General features: G+C 69.9%; 17 protein-coding genes. 13 read left to right on the forward strand and 4 right to left on the reverse strand.

The genetic code is table 11. From position 1 onward, the window contains the following. Positions 1–25 precede the first annotated feature (25 nt). Positions 26–346 (forward strand): hypothetical protein, encoded by a 321-nt coding sequence (locus tag VA596_RS04930; RefSeq protein WP_323324045.1) that lies wholly within the window; start codon positions 26–28, stop codon positions 344–346. 4 nt (positions 347–350) lie between these two features. On the opposite strand, the gene VA596_RS04935 is transcribed toward VA596_RS04930, so the two are convergent. Beyond that, positions 351–1,934, reverse strand: a complete 1,584-nt coding sequence (locus VA596_RS04935) for an amidohydrolase (protein ID WP_323324046.1) — start codon at positions 1,932–1,934, stop codon at positions 351–353. 47 nt (positions 1,935–1,981) lie between these two features. Between VA596_RS04935 and VA596_RS04940 the strand changes: the two genes are divergently transcribed. The 4 genes from VA596_RS04940 to VA596_RS04955 are packed head-to-tail and all read left to right on the forward strand — an operon-like array spanning position 1,982 to position 5,259. Then, the gene (locus VA596_RS04940; RefSeq protein WP_323324048.1) at positions 1,982–2,719 is read left to right on the forward strand and encodes an enoyl-CoA hydratase/isomerase family protein; all 738 of its coding nucleotides are present in this window, start codon (positions 1,982–1,984) and stop codon (positions 2,717–2,719) included. Then, positions 2,716–4,248: an ATP-dependent acyl-CoA ligase gene (locus VA596_RS04945; RefSeq protein ID WP_323324050.1), complete on the forward strand. Its 1,533-nt coding sequence runs from the start codon at positions 2,716–2,718 to the stop codon at positions 4,246–4,248. Before VA596_RS04940 ends, VA596_RS04945 begins: the two co-directional genes overlap by 4 nt. Beyond that, positions 4,239–4,880, forward strand: coding sequence for a TetR/AcrR family transcriptional regulator (locus VA596_RS04950; protein ID WP_458364000.1), 642 nt, complete (start codon positions 4,239–4,241; stop codon positions 4,878–4,880). The genes VA596_RS04945 and VA596_RS04950 overlap by 10 nt, the downstream gene beginning before the upstream one ends. Before the next feature lie 58 nt (positions 4,881–4,938). After that, complete coding sequence (locus VA596_RS04955; RefSeq protein WP_323324052.1) at positions 4,939–5,259, forward strand: hypothetical protein; 321 nt, start codon at positions 4,939–4,941, stop codon at positions 5,257–5,259. A gap of 67 nt (positions 5,260–5,326) precedes the next feature. Here VA596_RS04955 and VA596_RS04960 read toward each other — a convergent pair whose 3' ends face one another. Further along, complete coding sequence (locus VA596_RS04960; protein ID WP_323324054.1) at positions 5,327–6,496, reverse strand: acyl-CoA dehydrogenase family protein; 1,170 nt, start codon at positions 6,494–6,496, stop codon at positions 5,327–5,329. A gap of 129 nt (positions 6,497–6,625) precedes the next feature. On the opposite strand from VA596_RS04960, the gene VA596_RS04965 reads away from it, so the two are divergent. Genes VA596_RS04965 through VA596_RS04975 form a run of 3 tightly spaced genes read left to right on the forward strand, consistent with a single transcriptional unit; the run spans position 6,626 to position 7,873 of the window. Beyond that, positions 6,626–7,312: a 4'-phosphopantetheinyl transferase family protein gene (locus tag VA596_RS04965; protein ID WP_323324056.1), complete on the forward strand. Its 687-nt coding sequence runs from the start codon at positions 6,626–6,628 to the stop codon at positions 7,310–7,312. 43 nt (positions 7,313–7,355) lie between these two features. Continuing rightward, on the forward strand, positions 7,356–7,679 hold the full coding sequence (locus tag VA596_RS04970; protein ID WP_323324058.1) for a DUF6247 family protein: 324 nt from the start codon (positions 7,356–7,358) through the stop codon (positions 7,677–7,679). Beyond that, positions 7,679–7,873 carry a hypothetical protein gene (locus VA596_RS04975; protein ID WP_323324060.1) on the forward strand — a complete coding sequence of 65 codons (195 nt, stop codon included), beginning with the start codon at positions 7,679–7,681 and terminating at the stop codon, positions 7,871–7,873. The genes VA596_RS04970 and VA596_RS04975 overlap by 1 nt, the downstream gene beginning before the upstream one ends. A 54-nt stretch (positions 7,874–7,927) precedes the next feature. Here VA596_RS04975 and VA596_RS04980 read toward each other — a convergent pair whose 3' ends face one another. Further along, positions 7,928–9,070, reverse strand: a complete 1,143-nt coding sequence (locus VA596_RS04980) for an isochorismate synthase (protein ID WP_323324061.1) — start codon at positions 9,068–9,070, stop codon at positions 7,928–7,930. An 83-nt stretch (positions 9,071–9,153) separates the two neighbouring features. Beyond that, positions 9,154–9,465 (reverse strand): integration host factor, actinobacterial type, encoded by a 312-nt coding sequence (gene mihF / locus VA596_RS04985; RefSeq protein WP_026468624.1) that lies wholly within the window; start codon positions 9,463–9,465, stop codon positions 9,154–9,156. 444 nt (positions 9,466–9,909) lie between these two features. On the opposite strand from mihF, the gene VA596_RS04990 reads away from it, so the two are divergent. The 5 genes from VA596_RS04990 to VA596_RS05010 all read left to right on the forward strand — a co-directional run bounded on the left by VA596_RS04990 (position 9,910) and on the right by VA596_RS05010 (position 17,053). Continuing rightward, positions 9,910–11,538, forward strand: coding sequence for a long-chain fatty acid--CoA ligase (locus tag VA596_RS04990; protein WP_323324068.1), 1,629 nt, complete (start codon positions 9,910–9,912; stop codon positions 11,536–11,538). A 102-nt stretch (positions 11,539–11,640) separates the two neighbouring features. Then, positions 11,641–12,927 (forward strand): ABC transporter substrate-binding protein, encoded by a 1,287-nt coding sequence (locus VA596_RS04995; protein WP_323324070.1) that lies wholly within the window; start codon positions 11,641–11,643, stop codon positions 12,925–12,927. An 8-nt stretch (positions 12,928–12,935) separates the two neighbouring features. After that, positions 12,936–13,832: a carbohydrate ABC transporter permease gene (locus tag VA596_RS05000; RefSeq protein ID WP_323324072.1), complete on the forward strand. Its 897-nt coding sequence runs from the start codon at positions 12,936–12,938 to the stop codon at positions 13,830–13,832. Then, a complete protein-coding gene (locus tag VA596_RS05005; RefSeq protein WP_323324074.1) occupies positions 13,829–14,644 on the forward strand; it encodes a carbohydrate ABC transporter permease in 816 nt (271 codons plus the stop codon). Before VA596_RS05000 ends, VA596_RS05005 begins: the two co-directional genes overlap by 4 nt. 684 nt (positions 14,645–15,328) lie before the next feature. Beyond that, positions 15,329–17,053 carry a TIGR03767 family metallophosphoesterase gene (locus VA596_RS05010; protein ID WP_323324076.1) on the forward strand — a complete coding sequence of 575 codons (1,725 nt, stop codon included), beginning with the start codon at positions 15,329–15,331 and terminating at the stop codon, positions 17,051–17,053. Positions 17,054–17,103 lie beyond the last annotated feature (50 nt).

The raw sequence follows: 17,103 nt of genomic DNA on the forward strand, positions 1-17,103 counted from the left end.
GGGTCGAGCGCGGAGGAGGTGGTCGATGTCACCGGAAGAGAAGTTCGAGGACCTGGTCGACGAGTTCACCGGACAACCGGGCATCACGCCACCCGGCGCGACCGGCGGGTTCGGGCGCGGCGCCCTGCGCGCGGACGGCCGGATCTTCGCGATGTTCGTCCGCGGGCAGCTGGTGCTGAAGCTGCCGAAGGCCCGCGTGGACGAGCTGGTCGAGGGCGGGCACGGCGTCCGGTTCGACGCGAACAAGGGCACCCCGATGAAGGAATGGCTGGCCCTGGCGGCGGACTCCCCGCAGCCGTGGCCGGCCCTGGCGAAGGAGGCACTCGGGTTCATCCGGACGAAGTGAGACATCAGGCCTGGTAACGCAGTTCGCCGCCGACGGCGGTGGCTTGCACGCGCAGGTCGTCCAAAGCGGACTCCTCGAGCGGGGAGCCGGAGAGCACGGCGAAGTCGGCGAGCTTCCCGGGCTCGAGCGTGCCCAGGTCCTGCTCGGCGAAAGTCGCGTAGGCCGAGCCGTACGTGTACGCGCGCAGCGCCTGCTCCGGCGTCAGCGCCTCTTCGGGGGCGAAGGGCGCGCCGGACGCCGTGCGCCGGCGCACCATGTCCGCGAGGGCGAGCAGCGGGTGGCCGTCGACCACCGGGCGGTCCGACGACGCCGGCAGCACGCAGCCCGCGTCGAGGACGCTGCGCAGCCGGTAGCACCACGGCACGCGGGCTTCACCGAGCGCGGCGCGCATCCCGTCGCCGAGCTCGTTGACGAAGCGGCCCTGCGGCGAGGCGAGCAACCCCAGCGAAGCGAGCCTGGTCAGCTCCGCGGGTTGAAGCACCGCGCAGTGCTCGATGCGGTGCCGGTGGTCCGCGCGCGGCGAGGCCTGCAACGCGGCTTCGTACGCGTCGAGGACGACGGTGATCGCGCGGTCGCCGATGGCGTGCGTCGCGATCTGCCAGCCGGCGTCGTGCGCGCGCCGGATCGTGCGCGCGATCTCGTCCTCGGGCACCTGGAAGTAGCCGACGTTGCCCGGCTCGCCGTCGAACGGCTCGTGCATCGCGCAGGTGCGCCCGACCAGCGAACCGTCGGCGAACAGCTTCATCGGCCCGACGCGCAGCCACTCGTCGCCGAGGCCGGTGCGCAGGCCCAGGTCGAGGCCGAACTCGGCGCCGTCGGGCAGGTCGTGCAGCACGCTCGCGGCGACCATCACGGTGCTGCGCACGCGCAGCACGCCGCGGTCGCGCGCGACCTGGTAGGCGGCCAGTTCGGCGGGGGTCTCACCGACCAGCCCGCCGCCGATCCCGGCCTCCTGGACGCTCGTGATGCCCTCGGAGAGGTACCGCTCCGAAGCCCGGTCCAGACCGCGGACGACCTGCTCCACCGGCGTCGGGTAGGTCAGCGGCCGCAGCAGCAGCTGGGCCTGCTCGCGCAGCAGGCCGGTCGGCGAGCCGTCGGCGTGCACGACGTCCCCGCCGACCGGCACGTTGTCCAGGTCCAGCTGGTCGAGCACGGCCGAGTTGACCACGGTCATGTGCCCGGACGTGTGCTTCAGCCGCACGAGCATCCCGGGCGCCGCGCGGTCGAGGCCGTGACGGTCCGGGTGCCCGCCGGCGAGCTTGTTCTGGTCGTACCCGCTCCCGATCACCCAGCTCCCGGGCGGCAGCGTCACGGCCCGCGCGGCGACGGCGTCGTAGACCTCCTCGACGCTGCGGCAGCCGCCGAGCGGAACGTCGTCGAGCGCCATCCCGAACCAGGCCATGTGGTTGTGCGCGTCGTGGAAGCCCGGCACGACGAACCCGCCGCCGAGGTCGACCCGGCGGCGCGCGGACACCCCGAGAGCGTCCTCGCCCAGCGCCACGACCCGGCCGTGCAGCACGGCGAGTGCGCTGGTCACGCCCGTGCCGGTCCACACCAGAGCGTTTTCGTAGACCACATCAACCCGCATACACCCGAGGCTATCGATCGATCGATCGAACGTCTAGCATCGGCCGCATGCCCACCGTGGACTTCGCCGTCGAGGACGGCATCGCGCACATCCGGCTCAACCGGCCCGAGCGGCTGAACGCGGTCGCCGCCGTGCTGGTCGACGACTTCCTCACCGCGCTCGACGCCGCCGCCCGCAGCGACGCGCGTGTCGTCGTGCTGTCCGGGAACGGCCGGGCCTTCTGCGCCGGTCACGACCTCAAGGAACCCACCCCGGAGGGTGATTCGCGGGCACGGCTCGACCGGCTCCAGGACGTCACGCGGCGGCTGCGCGGGCTGCGGCAGCCGGTGATCGCCGCGGTGCACGGTTACGCGATCGGCGCGGGCGCCGAGTTCGCGCTCGGCTGCGACCTGATCCTCGCGGCCGAGGACGCGGTGTTCGCCTTCCCGGAGGTCTCCCTGGGCCTGAGCGTCACCGGCGCGGCGTCACGCCTGCTGCCGCTGCTCGTCGGCCCGCTCAAGGCGAAGGAGCTGCTGCTGCTCGGTGAGCGCTTCGACGGCCGCAAGGCCGCGGAGCTGGGCATGGTCAACGCGGCGGTGCCCGCCGAGCAGCTCCAGGCGGAGGCGCTGAGCTGGGCGAAGCGGATCGCCGAGCACCCGCCGGCCGCCGCGGCGATGGCGAAGCGCGTCCTCGACACCCCGATCGACGTCGAGCCCGCGCTGGAGCTCGAAGTCAGCCACGCGCTGATCACCGAAACCTCGGCCGCGGTCGCCGCGTCCACGGAGGCCTTCCGGAGCCGGACGTGACGCCGCCGGCCGAGATCGGGACGCTCGCCCAGCTCGTCACGCGCGCCGCCGAGCTGTGGCCACAGCGCACGGCCTGGATCTTCGACGAAACCGGGGAGCGCTTCACCTTCGCCCAGGTGGACGCCGAAACGTCGCGCATCGCCGCCGCCCTGACCGAGCGCGGCATCGGCCCGGGCGACCGGGTCGCCGTGATGCTGCGCAACCAGCCCGCCTTCCCGCTGATCTGGCTCGGCCTGGCCAAGATCGGCGCGCTGCTGGTGCCGGTCAACACGAACTACCGCGAGTTCGACGGCGCCCACGTCCTGCGCCACTCCGGCGCGAAGCTGGTCGTCGCGGCGGCGGAGTTCACCGAGCTGCTGAACCGGATCAGCCTGGCCGAGGTCATCACCCCGGACGCGCTCCGAACGGCACTTTCACGTGAAAGTGCCGCCGCTTTCACCCCGGTGCCGGAAACGCCGGTCAACATCCAGTACACCTCGGGCACCACCGGCGCCCCCAAGGGCTGCGTGCTGCCCAACCGCTACTGGACGACGCTGGCCGTCAGCCTCGCCACCGACTTCCCCGCCGTCGGTGAGGACGACGTCGTCCTCACCGCGCAGCCGTTCCACTACATCGATCCACAGTGGAACGTCGCGCTGGGCCTGGCCGGCGGCGCCACGCTCGTCGTGCTGGACCGGTTCCACCCCAGCACGTTCTGGGCGAAGGTCCGCGAGCACGGCGTGACGTGGTTCTACTGCCTGGGCCTGATGCCGACGCTGCTGCTGCGCCAGGAGCCTTCGGACGCCGACCGCGACCACCGGGTCCGCGCGATCTGCGCGTCCGCGATCCCGCACGACCTGCACGCCGAGCTGGAGCGGCGCTGGGGGGTGCCGTGGTTCGAGGCGTTCGGGATGACCGAGACGGGCAGCGACATCCGGGTCGGGGCCGCTGACCACGACGAAACCGTCGGCACCGGCTGCATCGGACGGCCCAGCCGCGACCGCGAGGTGATGATCGCCGGCGACGACGGTAAACCGTTGCCACGCGGGGAAACCGGCCAGCTGCTGATCCGCGGGATCGGCCTGATGCACGGCTACCACGACGATCCCGACGCGACGGCGAAGGCGTTCAAGAACGGCTGGTTCTGCACCGGCGACCTCGCCAGGATGGACGACGCGGGCCGCGTCTACTACGTCGGCCGCACGAAGGACATGATCCGCCGCAGCGGCGAGAACGTCTCCGCCGACGAGGTCGAGCGCGCGCTGCTGCTGCACCCGGCGGTGCGGCTCGCGGCCGTGATCGCGGTGCCGGACGAGCTGCGCGGCGAGGAGATCAAGGCGTACGTCGTGTGTGACGGCGAACGTCCGGAACCGGCCGCGCTGGCCGCTTTCTGCGCTGGGAAACTGGCCTACTTCAAGGTTCCGCGGTTCTGGGCGTTCGCCGACGAGCTGCCGCTGACGCCGTCGGAGCGCGTCGCGAAGGGCGAGCTGCGCAAGGTGGCCGACCTGCGCGCGGGCGCGTGGGACACGAAGGCGGAAGCATGGCTGTGAGCAGTCGCGACCGGGTGCGCGCGGCGGCGGTGAAGCTGTTCGCCAACAAGGGTTTCCACGGCACCGGCATCCGGGATCTGGCGCAGGAGGCGGAACTCTCCTCGGCGAGCCTCTACCACTACATGGGCACCAAGGAGGATCTGCTCGCGGAAATCATGCACACCGCGCTGACCCGCCTCCTCGACGCCGCCCGCGAAGCGACCGCCGGCAGCCCCGATCCGGTGCATCGGTTGCGCACGCTCGTCGCGTTGCACGTGCTCGCGCACGCGGTCGGTCCGGCGGAAACCCGCGTGGTGGACAACGAAGTCGACGTCCTGTCCCCGGCCGCGCGCGCACCGGTCGTCGCCCTGCGCGACGGTTACGAACGGCTTTGGGCCGCGGCCATCGACGAAGGCGTGGCGGCCGGGGTGTTCCACACCGGCCACCCGGCGGTGACGCGGCTGGCATTGCTGGAGATGTGCAGTGGCGTCGCGCGGTGGTATTCGCCGCGCGGCCCGCTCGCGCTGGACCAGCTCGCCGAGCACTACGCGGAGCTGGCTTCACGGGCCCTGGGCTGCACGTCATCGCCCGGTGTAAGCAACCTCGCACGCTGCCGGGAAATCGTCGCGAAAGAGTGGGGGGTGTCCGTTTAGCGCCGCTTTTACCTGTGTACGCCTTGCTCAGACGGCGCGCGTGGGGGACGCTCGAAGGGTGACTGAGGAAACGATCCAACTGGAACTGGACGACTCGGGTCTCGCGCCGGGCCTCCCGGCGCCGGCAAGCCCCCGCGATCAGGTGCAGGACGTACCCTACCGCCCGGTCGAGTTCCGCGATGACGATCTCCCCACCGCCCTGGAGCGGTGCTCCAAGTGGCTACGGCAGGCGCAGGAGTGGCTAGGTGAACCACTCGACGTCCTGGCCATCCACCTCGACTACGACGACCGGCAGGGCTCGCCGTACTACGACGTGAAGCTGCTGTGCAACGAAGAGGACCTGGCCGGCGTGCCGATCGCCATCCGCAACAAGAAGTAACCCCCCCAGAGCCGCGAGGCCACCTCCCGAAGTTCCGGGAGGTGGCCTCGATTGCGTCCGGGGGTCCTCAGCCGAGCACACCGCCGACCTTCACGTGCCCCTTGAGCAGGTTGCGCGCGATCGTGCGGCGCTGGATCTCGTCGGTGCCCTCGTAGATGCGCAGCAGCCGCAGCTCGCGGTACCAGCGCTCGACCGGCAGCTCGCGCGTGTACCCCATGCCGCCGTGGATCTGCAGCACGCGGTCGACGATTTCGTTGGCCTTCTGGCCGCCGTACAGCTTCGCCATCGACTGCGCGTGCCGCGAGTCGACACCCTGGTCGACCTGCCAGGCGGCGTTGAGCACCAGCCAGCGCAGGGCTTCGAGCTCGACGCCCGAGTCGGCGATCATCCACTGGATGGCCTGCCGCTCGGCGATCTTCTGCCCGAACGTCTCGCGGGTGTTGGCGTGCTCGATGGCCATGGAGATCAGCCGCTCGCACGAACCGATAGCGCGCGCCGGCAGCAGGTAACGGCCCTGGCCGATCCACTGCATGGCGAGCTCGAAACCGCGGCCCTCCTCACCGAGGATCTGCGTCTCCGGGACGCGGACGTCCTGGAAGATCAGCGACGCCGGGCCCCACTCGCCCATGGTGTCGATGTACTCGGACTTCCAGCCGGCCTCGCGGTCGACCAGGAAGCACGTGACACCGCCGTTCGCGCCCTTCTCGGGGTCGGTGATGGCGAAGACCATGGTGAAGTCGGCCTCGTTGCCACCGGTGATGAACGTCTTCTCGCCGTTGATGACCCAGTCGGTGCCGTCCTTGCGGGCGGTCGTCCGGATGGCCTTGGCGTCCGACCCGGCACCCGGCTCGGTGATCGCGAAGCAGGACTTGCGCTCGCCCGAGATGGTCGGCAGCAGGTAGGTCTGCTTCTGCTCTTCGTTGGCGTGGAACAGGATGTTGTCCGCGGCGCCGCCGAAGCGGAACGGCACGAAGGTGCGGCCGAGCTCGGCCTCCAGCAGCGCGGCCATCACGGCGGACAGGCCCATGCCGCCGTACTCCTCGGGGGTGAACACGCCCCAGAAGCCGGATTCCTTGGCCTTCAGCTGGAGGTCCTTCAGCTCCTCGCCGGTGAGGCCGGGCTGGTGCGCGCGCTCGCGGCGCAGCACCTCCTGCTCGAGCGGGATCAGCTCCCGCTGGACGAACGTGCGGACCCAGTCGCGCACTTCCCGTTCTTCGGTGCTGAGTGAGAAATCCATCCGAGCTGCTCCTCCGACACTGGCTAAGCGACCGCTTAGTCCGAGGGTACCTCCTGAGAGCGGGATTACCCCAGTCCTGTCCCCTAATTCGTGACAAGCGCTGCGCGGCCCGGGAGGATCGGGGTTGTGATGGAGATCGTCGTCCGCTGGTCAGCGCCCCTGCCCGCCGAGCCGCAGTTCCTGCGCCTGCTCGACGACGTCGAACAGGGCCGGTTCGAGGCGTACCGGCAGGACGCGGACAAGCGCCGCTTCCTCACCGGCCGCGTCCTGGCGAAGACGGTCACGGCGGAGCGCCTCGGCGTCCCGCTGGAGTCGGTGAAGTTCGACGCGACCTGCGAAGACTGCGGCAAACCGCACGGCAGGCCCCGCATCCCGGGCGCGGACCTGACGTTGTCCATCTCACACTCGGGCGACCTGATCGGCCTCGCGGCCACCCCCGCGGTCCCGGTCGGCCTGGACGTCGAGACAGCCACCCGTCGCGCGGACGACGGCCTCATCGAGTACGCCCTGAGCCCGGCCGAGGCGGGGCACCTGACGGGCCTTCCGCCCGAGGAGAAGGCCGCGGCGTTCTTCGTCTACTGGACGCGCAAGGAGGCGGTGATGAAGGCCACGGGCAAGGGCCTGAAGATCCCGCTGCAGAGCATCACGTTCTCCCGCTACGACGAGCCGGCCCGCCTGATCACCTCGGGCGACCCGGCTCTGGATCCGGCCCGCACCCGCCTGGTGGACCTGAAGGCCGCAGACGGCTACCGGGCGGCGATCGCGGTGCTGACCACCGACGAACTGTCGGTGACCGAGGAACACTGGGTCCCCTGACGAAAACGGGGAGTGGCGACCTCGGCCGCTATAGTGTGTCCCCATGTCCACAGCAGCCATCGGACCGGAACCGGAGTTCGGTCCGAGCACCTCACCGTCCGCCATCCGGTCGGCCCTGCTGCCGGAGGACGTAGTCGAGTTCGATCGCGACTACGAGCACGCGCTCGACATCGCCCGCGATCAGCTGAGCCTGACCGACTTGGTCGAGACGCTCGCCTCGTGGAGCCGGGTGGCACGCAGCACGCAGGCCGACCCGGCCGCGCACCGGCGCATGCTCCAAGCCGAGGACCGGGCACTCCAGACCGGGCAAGCACCGGCCGGAAGCCGGTCGTGGAGCACGTTCAAGACGGAGCTCGGCCTGCAGTAGTGGCTTACGACATCGAGGTCTACCCCGAGGTCCAGGACCAGATTCGAGCGCTGCCGCAGCTTGCTCTTCCGCCGCTGGCCGAAGCGATCGCGGTGCTGGAGATCGTGCCGGGCAAAGGCGACCCGTACCACCGCGCGAACCCGGACGGCGCCATGCGCAACCTGGTGTTCGGCCCCCACGGCGAAGGTTGCTGACCTACCTGATCCTCGAAGACCAGAATCGGGTCGACCTGCTCCGCGTCCTCTGGACTACGTGAGCGAGTCTTCCAGGCCCATCGCCGTCAGCAGGGTCCGGAACTTCGCCGTCGTCTCGTCCAGTTCCGCGCGCGGGTCCGAAGCCGGGACGATCCCGCCCCCGGCATACAGGCGCATCGACGTCGACGCGATCTCGGCGCAGCGGATCGCCACCGCCCACTCGCCGTCGCCCGTGGCGTCGACCCAGCCGACCGCGCCCGCGTAGTAGTCGCGGTCGAACGGCTCCAGCTCCTGGACCAGGTCGCGTGCGCCGTCGGTCGGGGTGCCGCAGATCGCCGGGGTCGGGTGCAGCGCCGCCGCGAGGTCGAGCGCCGTGACGTCCGGGTCGGCCAGCTCGCCGGTGATCGGCGTCCGCAGGTGCCAGATGGCCGGCGTGGTGACCAGCTCCGGCTCAGCGGGGACTTCCAGCGTCCGGCAGAACGGCCGCAGCGCCTCGACGAGGTAGTCGATCACCACGGCGTGTTCCAGCTGGTCCTTGCGGGACGTCCGCAGCGCCTCGCCGTTGGCGCGGTCGGTCGCCGGGTCGGTCGAGCGCGGCATCGAGCCGGCGTGCGGGCTCGAAAAGACCGTCAGCCCGGTGCGGCGCAGCAGCAGTTCCGGCGTGGCGCCGACGAGCGTCCGGCCACCGGGCAGCTCGGCCGCGTAGGTGAAGTGCCGGGGGTTGCCGACGGCCAGGTTCCGCACGATGCTCTCGGCGGCCACCGGCGAGGAGAACTCGAGGTCGAGCGCGCGGGCCAGGACGGCTTTCCGCAGGTCACGCTCACGAAGAGCGCCGACGGCGGCGCGCACCGAAGCCATGTGCTGCTCGGGCGAGGGCACTTCGCGCACGTGTGACGGCGCGGCCAGGACCTCTCGGGGCAGCGAAGGGGCGCCTTCGGACCGGTGGACGGTCCGCGGCACGACCAGGTGACCCGGCACCTTCGTGTCGGGCCCGGTGTCGAACGGCAGGACGCCGACCGCCAGCGGGGCGCCGGTCTCGGCCAGCACGCCCGGGATCACCGAGGCGAGCCGCCGGGGGTCCGTCTCCGTGACGGTCCGGAGGGTGCCCTGCGCCAGGAGTGCGCGCCGGGCGGTCGTGAACAGGAAGTCGCCGCGCTGGTAGCGGGCGACCAAATCAGCAACCGGGAGTTCGTCCACGACTCCAGAGTCCCAGGATCCGGGAGATCCGCGAGGGAAGTGTCACGAGCGACACTCCCCTCGCGGTCAGCTCCTGGTGACGGCTACTTGAGCGCGTCGATGAGCGCCTCGCGCTGGCGCTCGCCCAGGCCGGCGGCGCGCCGGTCCGGGTCGATGCCGGCCTGCTCGAGCAGGGCGGCGACCTTCACCGCGCCGAGGCCGGGAACGGCCTTCAGCAGCTGGGTGACCTTCGTCTTCCCGATCGTCTTGTTCTCCTTGGCCTGCTTGAGCACCTTTTCGATGCTCTCCTTGCCGGACTTGATCGACGCGAGCAGCTCCGAACGCGCCTTGCGAGCCTCGGCCGCCTTGGCGAGTGCATCGGCGCGCTGCTCCGGAGTCAACGTAGGCAGAGCCAACGTAGTAGTCCTTTCCTCTCAGGTCTCCGCTTTCGCGGCCGACGGCTTTTTGCTGTGCTTGCTGCTGCAAGCGCTGGCCAGCCGTCCCTTACCACGGCCCCAGTAAACGCCACCGGGTTCGCGGTCGTGCAACCGACACGCACTTATTACCCCTGGAGGTGATGCCGGGCAACCCGCTCCGGCCTGCGGAAACGCTCCCAATCTGCGTCCCGAGTGGCCCAACTCACCCGGAAGTGAAGCCTCCACTACGCCCCGAATTCGCGCGCATTTCCTTCACTGCAAGGAAAAGGGCCAAATCCGATGATCATGATCACCGTTCGGTCGTCGCGCGATCGGGCGACGACCGTGACCGAACGGAGCCATTGTTGACCATGCCCGCTTCACCCGATCCGCACTAGAGTCGGCCCAACCCCCGTTCACCGGCGAACACCCCCGGGAGTGACCATGTTGAGCACCATGCAGGACGGCCAGCTGTCGCTGGCGAACCTGCTCCGCCACGGCACGTCGGTGCACTCGGCGAGCGAAGTCGTCACCTGGACCGGTTCAGAAGCCCGTCGCGAGAGCTACGGAGAACTCGGCCGCAACGCCGCCCGCCTCGCGAACGCGCTCCGGAGCCTCGGCATCACCGGCGACCAGCGCGTCGGCACGTTCATGTGGAACAACGCCGAGCACCTCGCGGCCTACCTGGCCGTCCCGGCGATGGGCGCCGTGCTCCACACCCTGAACATCCGGCTGTTCCCCGAGCAGCTGACCTTCGTGGCCAACCACGCCGAGGACCAGGTCGTCATCGTCGACGGCACCCTGGTCCCGCTGCTGGCCAAGCAGCTGCCGGAGTTCAAGACGGTCCGGCACGTCATCGTGGCCAACGGCGACGCGGCGTCGCTGCAGGCGCCCGACGGCATCCAGGTGCACTCCTACGCCGAGCTGCTGGCCGGCCAGCCGGACACCTTCGACTGGCCGGAGATCGACGAGCGCTCCGCGGCGGCGATGTGTTACACCTCGGGCACGACGGGTGACCCCAAGGGGGTCGTCTACTCGCACCGGTCGATCTGGCTGCACTCGATGCAGGTCTGCATGAGCGACAGCATGAACCTCGCCCAGCACGACGCCGCCCTGGCCATCGTGCCGATGTTCCACGCGATGGCGTGGGGCCTGCCGTACGCGGCGCTGATGGTCGGCGCGTCGCTGGTGATGCCGGACCGGTTCCTCCAGCCCGCCCCGCTGGCCGCGCTGCTGGCCGCCGAGAAGCCGACGTTCGCCGGCGCGGTCCCGACCGTCTGGCAGGGCCTGCTCGCCCACCTCGAAGCCAACCCGCAGGACATCTCGCACCTGCGGGAGGTCGTCGTCGGCGGGTCGGCGGTGCCGCCGTCGCTGATGCACGCGTTCGAGGAGCGCCACAACGTCCGGATCCTGCACGCCTGGGGCATGACGGAGACGTCGCCGCTGGGCAGCGTCGCGCGCCCGCCGGCGTCCGCGACCGGCGACGAGGCCTGGCGCTACCGCTACACGCAGGGCCGCTTCCCGGCGGCCGTGTCGGCTCGGCTGATCGGCGACTCGGGCGAGGAACTGCCCTGGGACAACGAAGCCGTCGGCGAGCTGGAGGTCCGGGGCCCGTGGATCGCCGGGGCGTACTACGGCGGCGCCGATATCGACCCGGACAAGTTCCACGACGGCTGGCTGCGCACGGGTGACGTCGGCAAGATCAGCTCGGACGGCTACCTGACGCTGACCGACCGCGCCAAGGACGTCATCAAGTCCGGCGGCGAGTGGATCTCCTCGGTGGACCTGGAGAACCAGGTCATGGGTCACCCGGCGGTGGCCGAGGCCGCGGTCGTCGGCATCCCGGACGAGAAGTGGGACGAGCGGCCGCTGGTCGCCGTCGTGCTCAAGGAGGGCCAGACGGCGACGCCGGAAGAGCTGCGCGAGTTCCTCAGCGACAAGGTCGCGAAGTGGCAGCTGCCGGAGAACTGGACGTTCGTGGACGAAGTGCCCAAGACGAGCGTCGGCAAGTTCGACAAGAAGCGGATCCGCGCGTCCTACTCCGAGGGAAAGCTCGACATCTCACAGCTCTAACGGGTAAATCTCCGGCGTGCCTTTAGTTCCGTGAAGGCCACCTTGAGGGACTCTATGTCCCTGAAGGTGGCCTTCACGGACATTCACGGAGGAGTACTGGGGATGCAGAACAGGCGGAGTTTTCTCGCGCTCGCGGGAGTCGGGGCGCTGGTCGCCGCGTGCGGGTCGAACACCGGGCGGCAGGGTGACCCGCCGCCGTCGACGGCGTACTCGGCCGGGCCGCCGCCCTCGGACGCGCCGAAGGTCGCGCTCCAGCAGTGGTACCACGCCTACGGCGAGGACGGCGTCCAGGAAGCCGTCAAGCGCTACGCCGCGACGTACCCCGGCGCCGCCGTCACCGTGCAGTGGAACCCGGGCGACTACGACTCGAAGATCGTCACCGCGCTGCAGAACAGCAAGGTGCCGGACGTCTTCGAGGCCCAGGTGAAGATCGACTGGGTGCGGCAGAACCAGGTCGTCGCGCTCGACGACGTCATCGGGCCGGTCAAGGGCGACTTCAGCCCGGCGGTGCTGGCCGCGCAGACCGTCGAGGGCAAGGTCTACGGCATCCCGCAGGCCACCGACACGCAGGTGCTCTTCTACCGCAAGAGCCTGCTGCAGGCGGCGGGCGTGCAGCCGCCGCAGACCGTCGACGAGCTGGTCGACGCGGCGGCGAAGCTCACGAAGGACGGCGTGAAGGGCTTCTTCGCGGGCAACGACGGCGGTGTCGGCGTGCTCACCGGCCCGCTGCTGTGGTCGGCCGGCCTCGACTACCTGAAGAACGGCAACCGCGAGGTCGGCTTCGACGACCCGCGAGCGGCGACCGCGCTGGCCAAGCTGCACACGCTCAACAGCAACGGTTCGCTGCTGCTCGGCGCGCCCGCCGACTGGTCGGACCCCGGCGCGTTCGTCGACGGCCTGGCCGCGATGCAGTGGACCGGGCTGTGGAACGTGCCGAAGATCCGCGACGCGTTCGACGACGACTTCGGCGTGCTGCCCTTCCCCAAGCTCGACGCGAGTGGCGCGCCGTCGGTGCCGGTCGGCGCGTACGGCGCGATGGTCAACGCCAAGAGCGCGCACGTCGCCGAGGCCAAGGCGTTCATCAAGTGGCTGTGGGTCGACCAGACGCAGGACCAGCTGGAGTTCGCGACGAAGTTCGGCTTCCACGTCCCGGCGCGCCAGAGCCTGGCCGACCGCGCGGACAGCCTCAAGACCGGCCCGGCGGCCGACGCCGCCCGGTTCGTCAAGGAGAACAGCCACCTGGTCGGCGGTCCGGTGTGGACACAGCAGTCGAACACGGCGCTGTCCGACGCGGTCGCGAAGATCGCTAAGGAGGGAGCCGATCCGGCCGCGCAGGTCAAGACGGCGGTCGGGGTGGCGCAGGCCGAGCTCAAGCGCCTTTTTGGATGACACAGAGGATGAAGCGGCGAGACGCACGCACGTTCTGGCTGTTCGTCGGGCCGTTCCTGCTGGGGCTGGCGGTGTTCGCGTACCTGCCGATCGGCTGGAGCGCGTACCTGTCGTTCTTCGACGCGCGCAACACCGTCACGCCCACGGAGTTCGTCGGGCTGGACAACTACGGGCACATGCTCACCGACGAGCCGTTCCTGTCCAGCCTCGGCACGTTCAGCGTGTTCGCGCTGTTCATCGTGCCGCTGACGTTCGTGCTGTCGCTGGCCTTGGCGCTCGGCGTCAACCAGCTGCGGTTCGCGCGGGCGTTCTTCCGGTCGGTGTTCTTCCTGCCGTTCGCGTGCTCGTACGTCGTGGCGTCGCTGATCTGGAAGACGTCCCTGTTCTCGGGTGTCCGATACGGACTGGCGAACACGGTGCTCGGCCTGTTCGGCGCCGACCCGGTCGCCTGGACGGGCACGGTCCACCCGCCGCTGTACTGGGTCGTCCTGGTGACGGCGCGACTGTGGCTGCAGCTCGGGTTCTACATGATCCTGTTCATCGCGGCCCTGCAACGGATTCCCCAGCACCTGTACGAGGCGGCGTGGCTCGACGGCGCGAAGCCGGGCTGGCAGGTGTTCCGATACGTGACCCTGCCCCAGCTGCGCGCGACGGCGGTGGCGGTGCTGCTGTTGAACCTGATCAACGCGTACCAGGCGTTCGACGAGTTCTACAACATCATGGGCGACGCCCGCGGCTACCCACCGTTCGCCCGGCCACCGTTGGTGTACCTGTACTACACGTCCCTGGGCTCCGGCGGCCAGGACCTGGGCCGCGGCAGCGCGGGCGCGGTGATCCTGGCGCTGATCATCGCCCTGGTGACGCTGCTGCAGGGCCGCGTCCTCCGGTTCGGACGTGCGTCATGAGAGCGTTCCTCCGCTGGACGGCGCTGATCGTCGCGGCCGTGCTGTTCCTGCTGCCGTTCTACCTGCTGCTGCGCAACGGCCTGGCGTCCCGCGCGGAGATCACCGCTCCACAGTGGACGTTCTTCCCGTCCACAGTGCACTGGGAGAACTTCACTCGCCTGTTCTCGATGGACGACGTCCCTTTCGCTCGAAGCCTGGTGAACTCGGCGATCGTGGCGGTACTGCAGACGGTCGGCCTGCTGGTGCTGTGCTCATTGGCGGGCTACGGCCTGGCGCGCATCCCTTATCGCCATTCTCGTTTGGTCTTCTACGCGGTGCTGGGAACACTGATGATCCCGACGTCGGTGACGTTCGTGCCGAGTTTCGTGGTGGTCTCGACGCTCGGCTGGCTGTCGGACTTCCGCGGTCTGGTGATCCCGGGGCTGTTCAGCGCGTTCAGCGTCTTCCTGTTCCGGCAGTACTTCCTGGACTTCCCCCGCGAACTGGAGGAGGCCGGGCGAGTGGACGGCCTCACGCGCTGGGGCGTGTTCTGGCGCATCGTGGTCCCGAACTCGCGAGGCTTCTTCGCGGCGATCGCGGTGATCACGGTGATCGGCAGCTGGAACGCGTTCCTGTGGCCGCTGATCATCGCCCAGTCCCCCGATTCATGGACGGTCCAGGTGGCGCTGTCGGGCCTGCTGACGGCGCAGAACCCGCAACTGAACCTGCTGTTCCTGGCGGCGGCGGTGTCGATCCTGCCGATCGTGCTGCTGTTCGCGTTCCTGCAGCGCTACCTGGTCCAAGGGGTGACGGAGTCGGGCCTGAAAGGCTGAGCGGCGCCACTTTTGCCCGGCCCAGAGGACCAAGACAACACCCCCACCCATCCCGGGGGGCGTCCCCTGTCCAGTCTATCGGGGGGAAGGGCCGAAAACGGGGTCCTCGCGAATCTGTGGACAACTGGACGATCAGCGCGGCCCCTGTGGACAACCGCGACCGAAATCCGCGGATCGACGGCCGGTTCTGGTAAGGCTGATCCAGCAGTACACCGGCCGGCCGTACGCGGCGTACCCGTTGCTGCGCACCAGCGGCATGGCCGTCGCCGGCATGGTGATCGGCATTGTGGCGCTCGTGCTGTTCTGAGTTCCGTTCCTCGACCTGCTGTTCGGTTTCCTGGCGATCAGCCTGTCGTGGGCCGGCCTGATCCAGGGCGACCGGCCCGGCTACACCGGCAAGGGCATGGCGATCGCGGGCTTGGTCTGCGGCATTATCGCGGTCATCCCGGCGCTGGTCATGATGCTGTTCTTCTTCGGGTTGTTCGCCGCGGCGGGAACGGCGTGCGGCATCGCCTGCTGACCGGCCCGCGGCGGAAATGACCACGACCTTCGGCGGTACACCCCACCCCAAGCCCTGTGACAAGGTGAACCAAAGTGTCACGGTGAATGTTTTTCATGTTCACCGTGTGGACAACGTCGTCCGGCACGGTGCTGGGCAACCGAGACACCTGGGGAGCGAATCACATGGCCGAACTCACCCGGCGCACCTTCGCCACGGCCGGCGCCGCCGGTCTCGGGCTGCTGCTCTGCACACCCACCGCGAACGCGCTCGACCGGGCGCTGCGGCTCACCTCCACCCGCTCGGTCAGCACCGCCGGGACGACGCTCGAGCAGGTCGCGGCCGGCGGCGGCACCGCGACCTACTCCCGGCTGAGCGCCGGCCCCGGCTGGCCGCTCGTCGTCCGTGGTGACCTCGCCGCCCCGCAGGCCGGGCGCGACGACCGGCGCCGCGCGCTCAGCGCGTTCGTGCAGTTCACCGACCTGCACATCACCGACACCGAGAGCCCCGCGCGCTTCGAGTACCTGCACCCCTACATCGGCTCCGCGCACCGGCCGCAGGAGGCGCTCGGCACCGTCGCGACCAGCGCGCTCGTCGAACGCGTCAACAGCGTGCGGCAGGGGCCGTTCACCGGACGGCCGTTCGACCTCATGGTCACCACCGGCGACAACACCGACAACCACGAGCTGATCGAGCTCGACTGGTTCCTCAAGGTGCTCAACGGCGGCAGCGTCACGCCGAACTCCGGCGACCCGAACGCCTACGAAGGCGTCCAGAGCTCGGGCAACAGCGCGTTCTGGAACCCGGGCACCCCGGGCGGCGACGCGTACACCGCCAAGGGCTTCCCACAGATTCCCGGCCTGCTCGAAGCGGGCATCGGGACGTTCACCGCGCCGGGGCTCGACGTCCCGTGGTTCTGCACCTTCGGCAACCACGACGACAGCATCGTCGGCTCGCTGCCGGCCCAGATCCCCGGCATCGACGCCTGGTACACCAGCAAGTACAAGGTGATCGGCAAGGACGAGAGCACCGCGAAGAAGCTCGCCGCGGCCATCAAGAAGCCCGGCTCGAGCGTGCCGGTCGCCGAACTGTTCGGCGGCGGGGGCACGATCCGCGAGATCACGCCGGACGCGCGCCGCCGCCCGTTCAGCACCGGCGAGTTCGTGCGCGCGCACCTCGACACCGCCAACACCGGCCCCGGCCCGGTCGGTCACGGCTTCGGCGCCGACAACGCCGACGGCAAGGCCGTCTACTACACCTTCCGGATCGCGCCGGGCATCACCGGCATCAGCCTCGACACGACGACCGACGCCGGGTTCGCCGACGGCTCGATCGGCCTCGCGCAGTACAACTGGGTCGAGTCGACGCTCAAGCGCGGCAGCTCGGCATACTACGACTTCTTCGGCCGCCGGGTCACCCACGGCGTCACCGACGAGCTGTTCCTCCTGTTCAGCCACCACACCAGCGGCTCGATGGGCAACCTGCTGCCGGACTCGCGCCACCTGCTCGACCCGCGCCTCGACGGCAACGCGTTCGTCGCACTGCTCAAGCGCTTCCCGAACGTGCTGGCCTGGGTCAACGGCCACACGCACCTCAACAAGATCACCGCGCACGCCGGTGGCACGCCGAAGCAAAGCTTCTGGGAGATCAACACCGCGTCGCACGTCGACTTCCCGCAGCACGCCCGGATCGTCGAGGTCGCGGACAACGCCGACGGCACGTTGTCGCTGTTCACGACGCTGATCGAGGCCGAAGCGCCGTACGCCGTGGACTACGGCGCCCGGACGCCGCAAGCGCTTGCGTCCCTCTACCGGGAGCTGTCCTACAACGACATCCACGTCGACCTCGGGCGGGTCGGCGAGGCCGTCGACCACAACACGGAGCTGCTGCTCGTCCACCCGCTCAGCTGACGCGCGTTACGCGAGAGGTAATCGACCCGCGGCGCCGCCGTCCGGCAAGC

Origin of the sequence: Amycolatopsis heterodermiae, from assembly GCF_034929455.1 — a bacterium.
GTDB classification, from domain to species: Bacteria; Actinomycetota; Actinomycetes; order Mycobacteriales; family Pseudonocardiaceae; genus Amycolatopsis; species Amycolatopsis heterodermiae.

What these genes read in the sequence shown, in the direction of transcription:
- VA596_RS04930 (WP_323324045.1), top strand. Translation starts at nt 26, where the DNA reads ATGTCACCGGAAGAGAAGTTCGAGGACCTGGTCGACGAGTTCACCGGA.
- VA596_RS04935 (WP_323324046.1), bottom strand. Translation starts at nt 1,934, where the DNA reads ATGCGGGTTGATGTGGTCTACGAAAACGCTCTGGTGTGGACCGGCACG.
- VA596_RS04940 (WP_323324048.1), top strand. Translation starts at nt 1,982, where the DNA reads ATGCCCACCGTGGACTTCGCCGTCGAGGACGGCATCGCGCACATCCGG.
- VA596_RS04950 (WP_458364000.1), top strand. Translation starts at nt 4,239, where the DNA reads ATGGCTGTGAGCAGTCGCGACCGGGTGCGCGCGGCGGCGGTGAAGCTG.
- VA596_RS04960 (WP_323324054.1), bottom strand. Translation starts at nt 6,496, where the DNA reads ATGGATTTCTCACTCAGCACCGAAGAACGGGAAGTGCGCGACTGGGTC.
- VA596_RS04965 (WP_323324056.1), top strand. Translation starts at nt 6,626, where the DNA reads ATGGAGATCGTCGTCCGCTGGTCAGCGCCCCTGCCCGCCGAGCCGCAG.
- VA596_RS04970 (WP_323324058.1), top strand. Translation starts at nt 7,356, where the DNA reads ATGTCCACAGCAGCCATCGGACCGGAACCGGAGTTCGGTCCGAGCACC.
- VA596_RS04990 (WP_323324068.1), top strand. Translation starts at nt 9,910, where the DNA reads ATGTTGAGCACCATGCAGGACGGCCAGCTGTCGCTGGCGAACCTGCTC.
- VA596_RS04995 (WP_323324070.1), top strand. Translation starts at nt 11,641, where the DNA reads ATGCAGAACAGGCGGAGTTTTCTCGCGCTCGCGGGAGTCGGGGCGCTG.
- VA596_RS05000 (WP_323324072.1), top strand. Translation starts at nt 12,936, where the DNA reads ATGAAGCGGCGAGACGCACGCACGTTCTGGCTGTTCGTCGGGCCGTTC.
- VA596_RS05005 (WP_323324074.1), top strand. Translation starts at nt 13,829, where the DNA reads ATGAGAGCGTTCCTCCGCTGGACGGCGCTGATCGTCGCGGCCGTGCTG.
- VA596_RS05010 (WP_323324076.1), top strand. Translation starts at nt 15,329, where the DNA reads ATGGCCGAACTCACCCGGCGCACCTTCGCCACGGCCGGCGCCGCCGGT.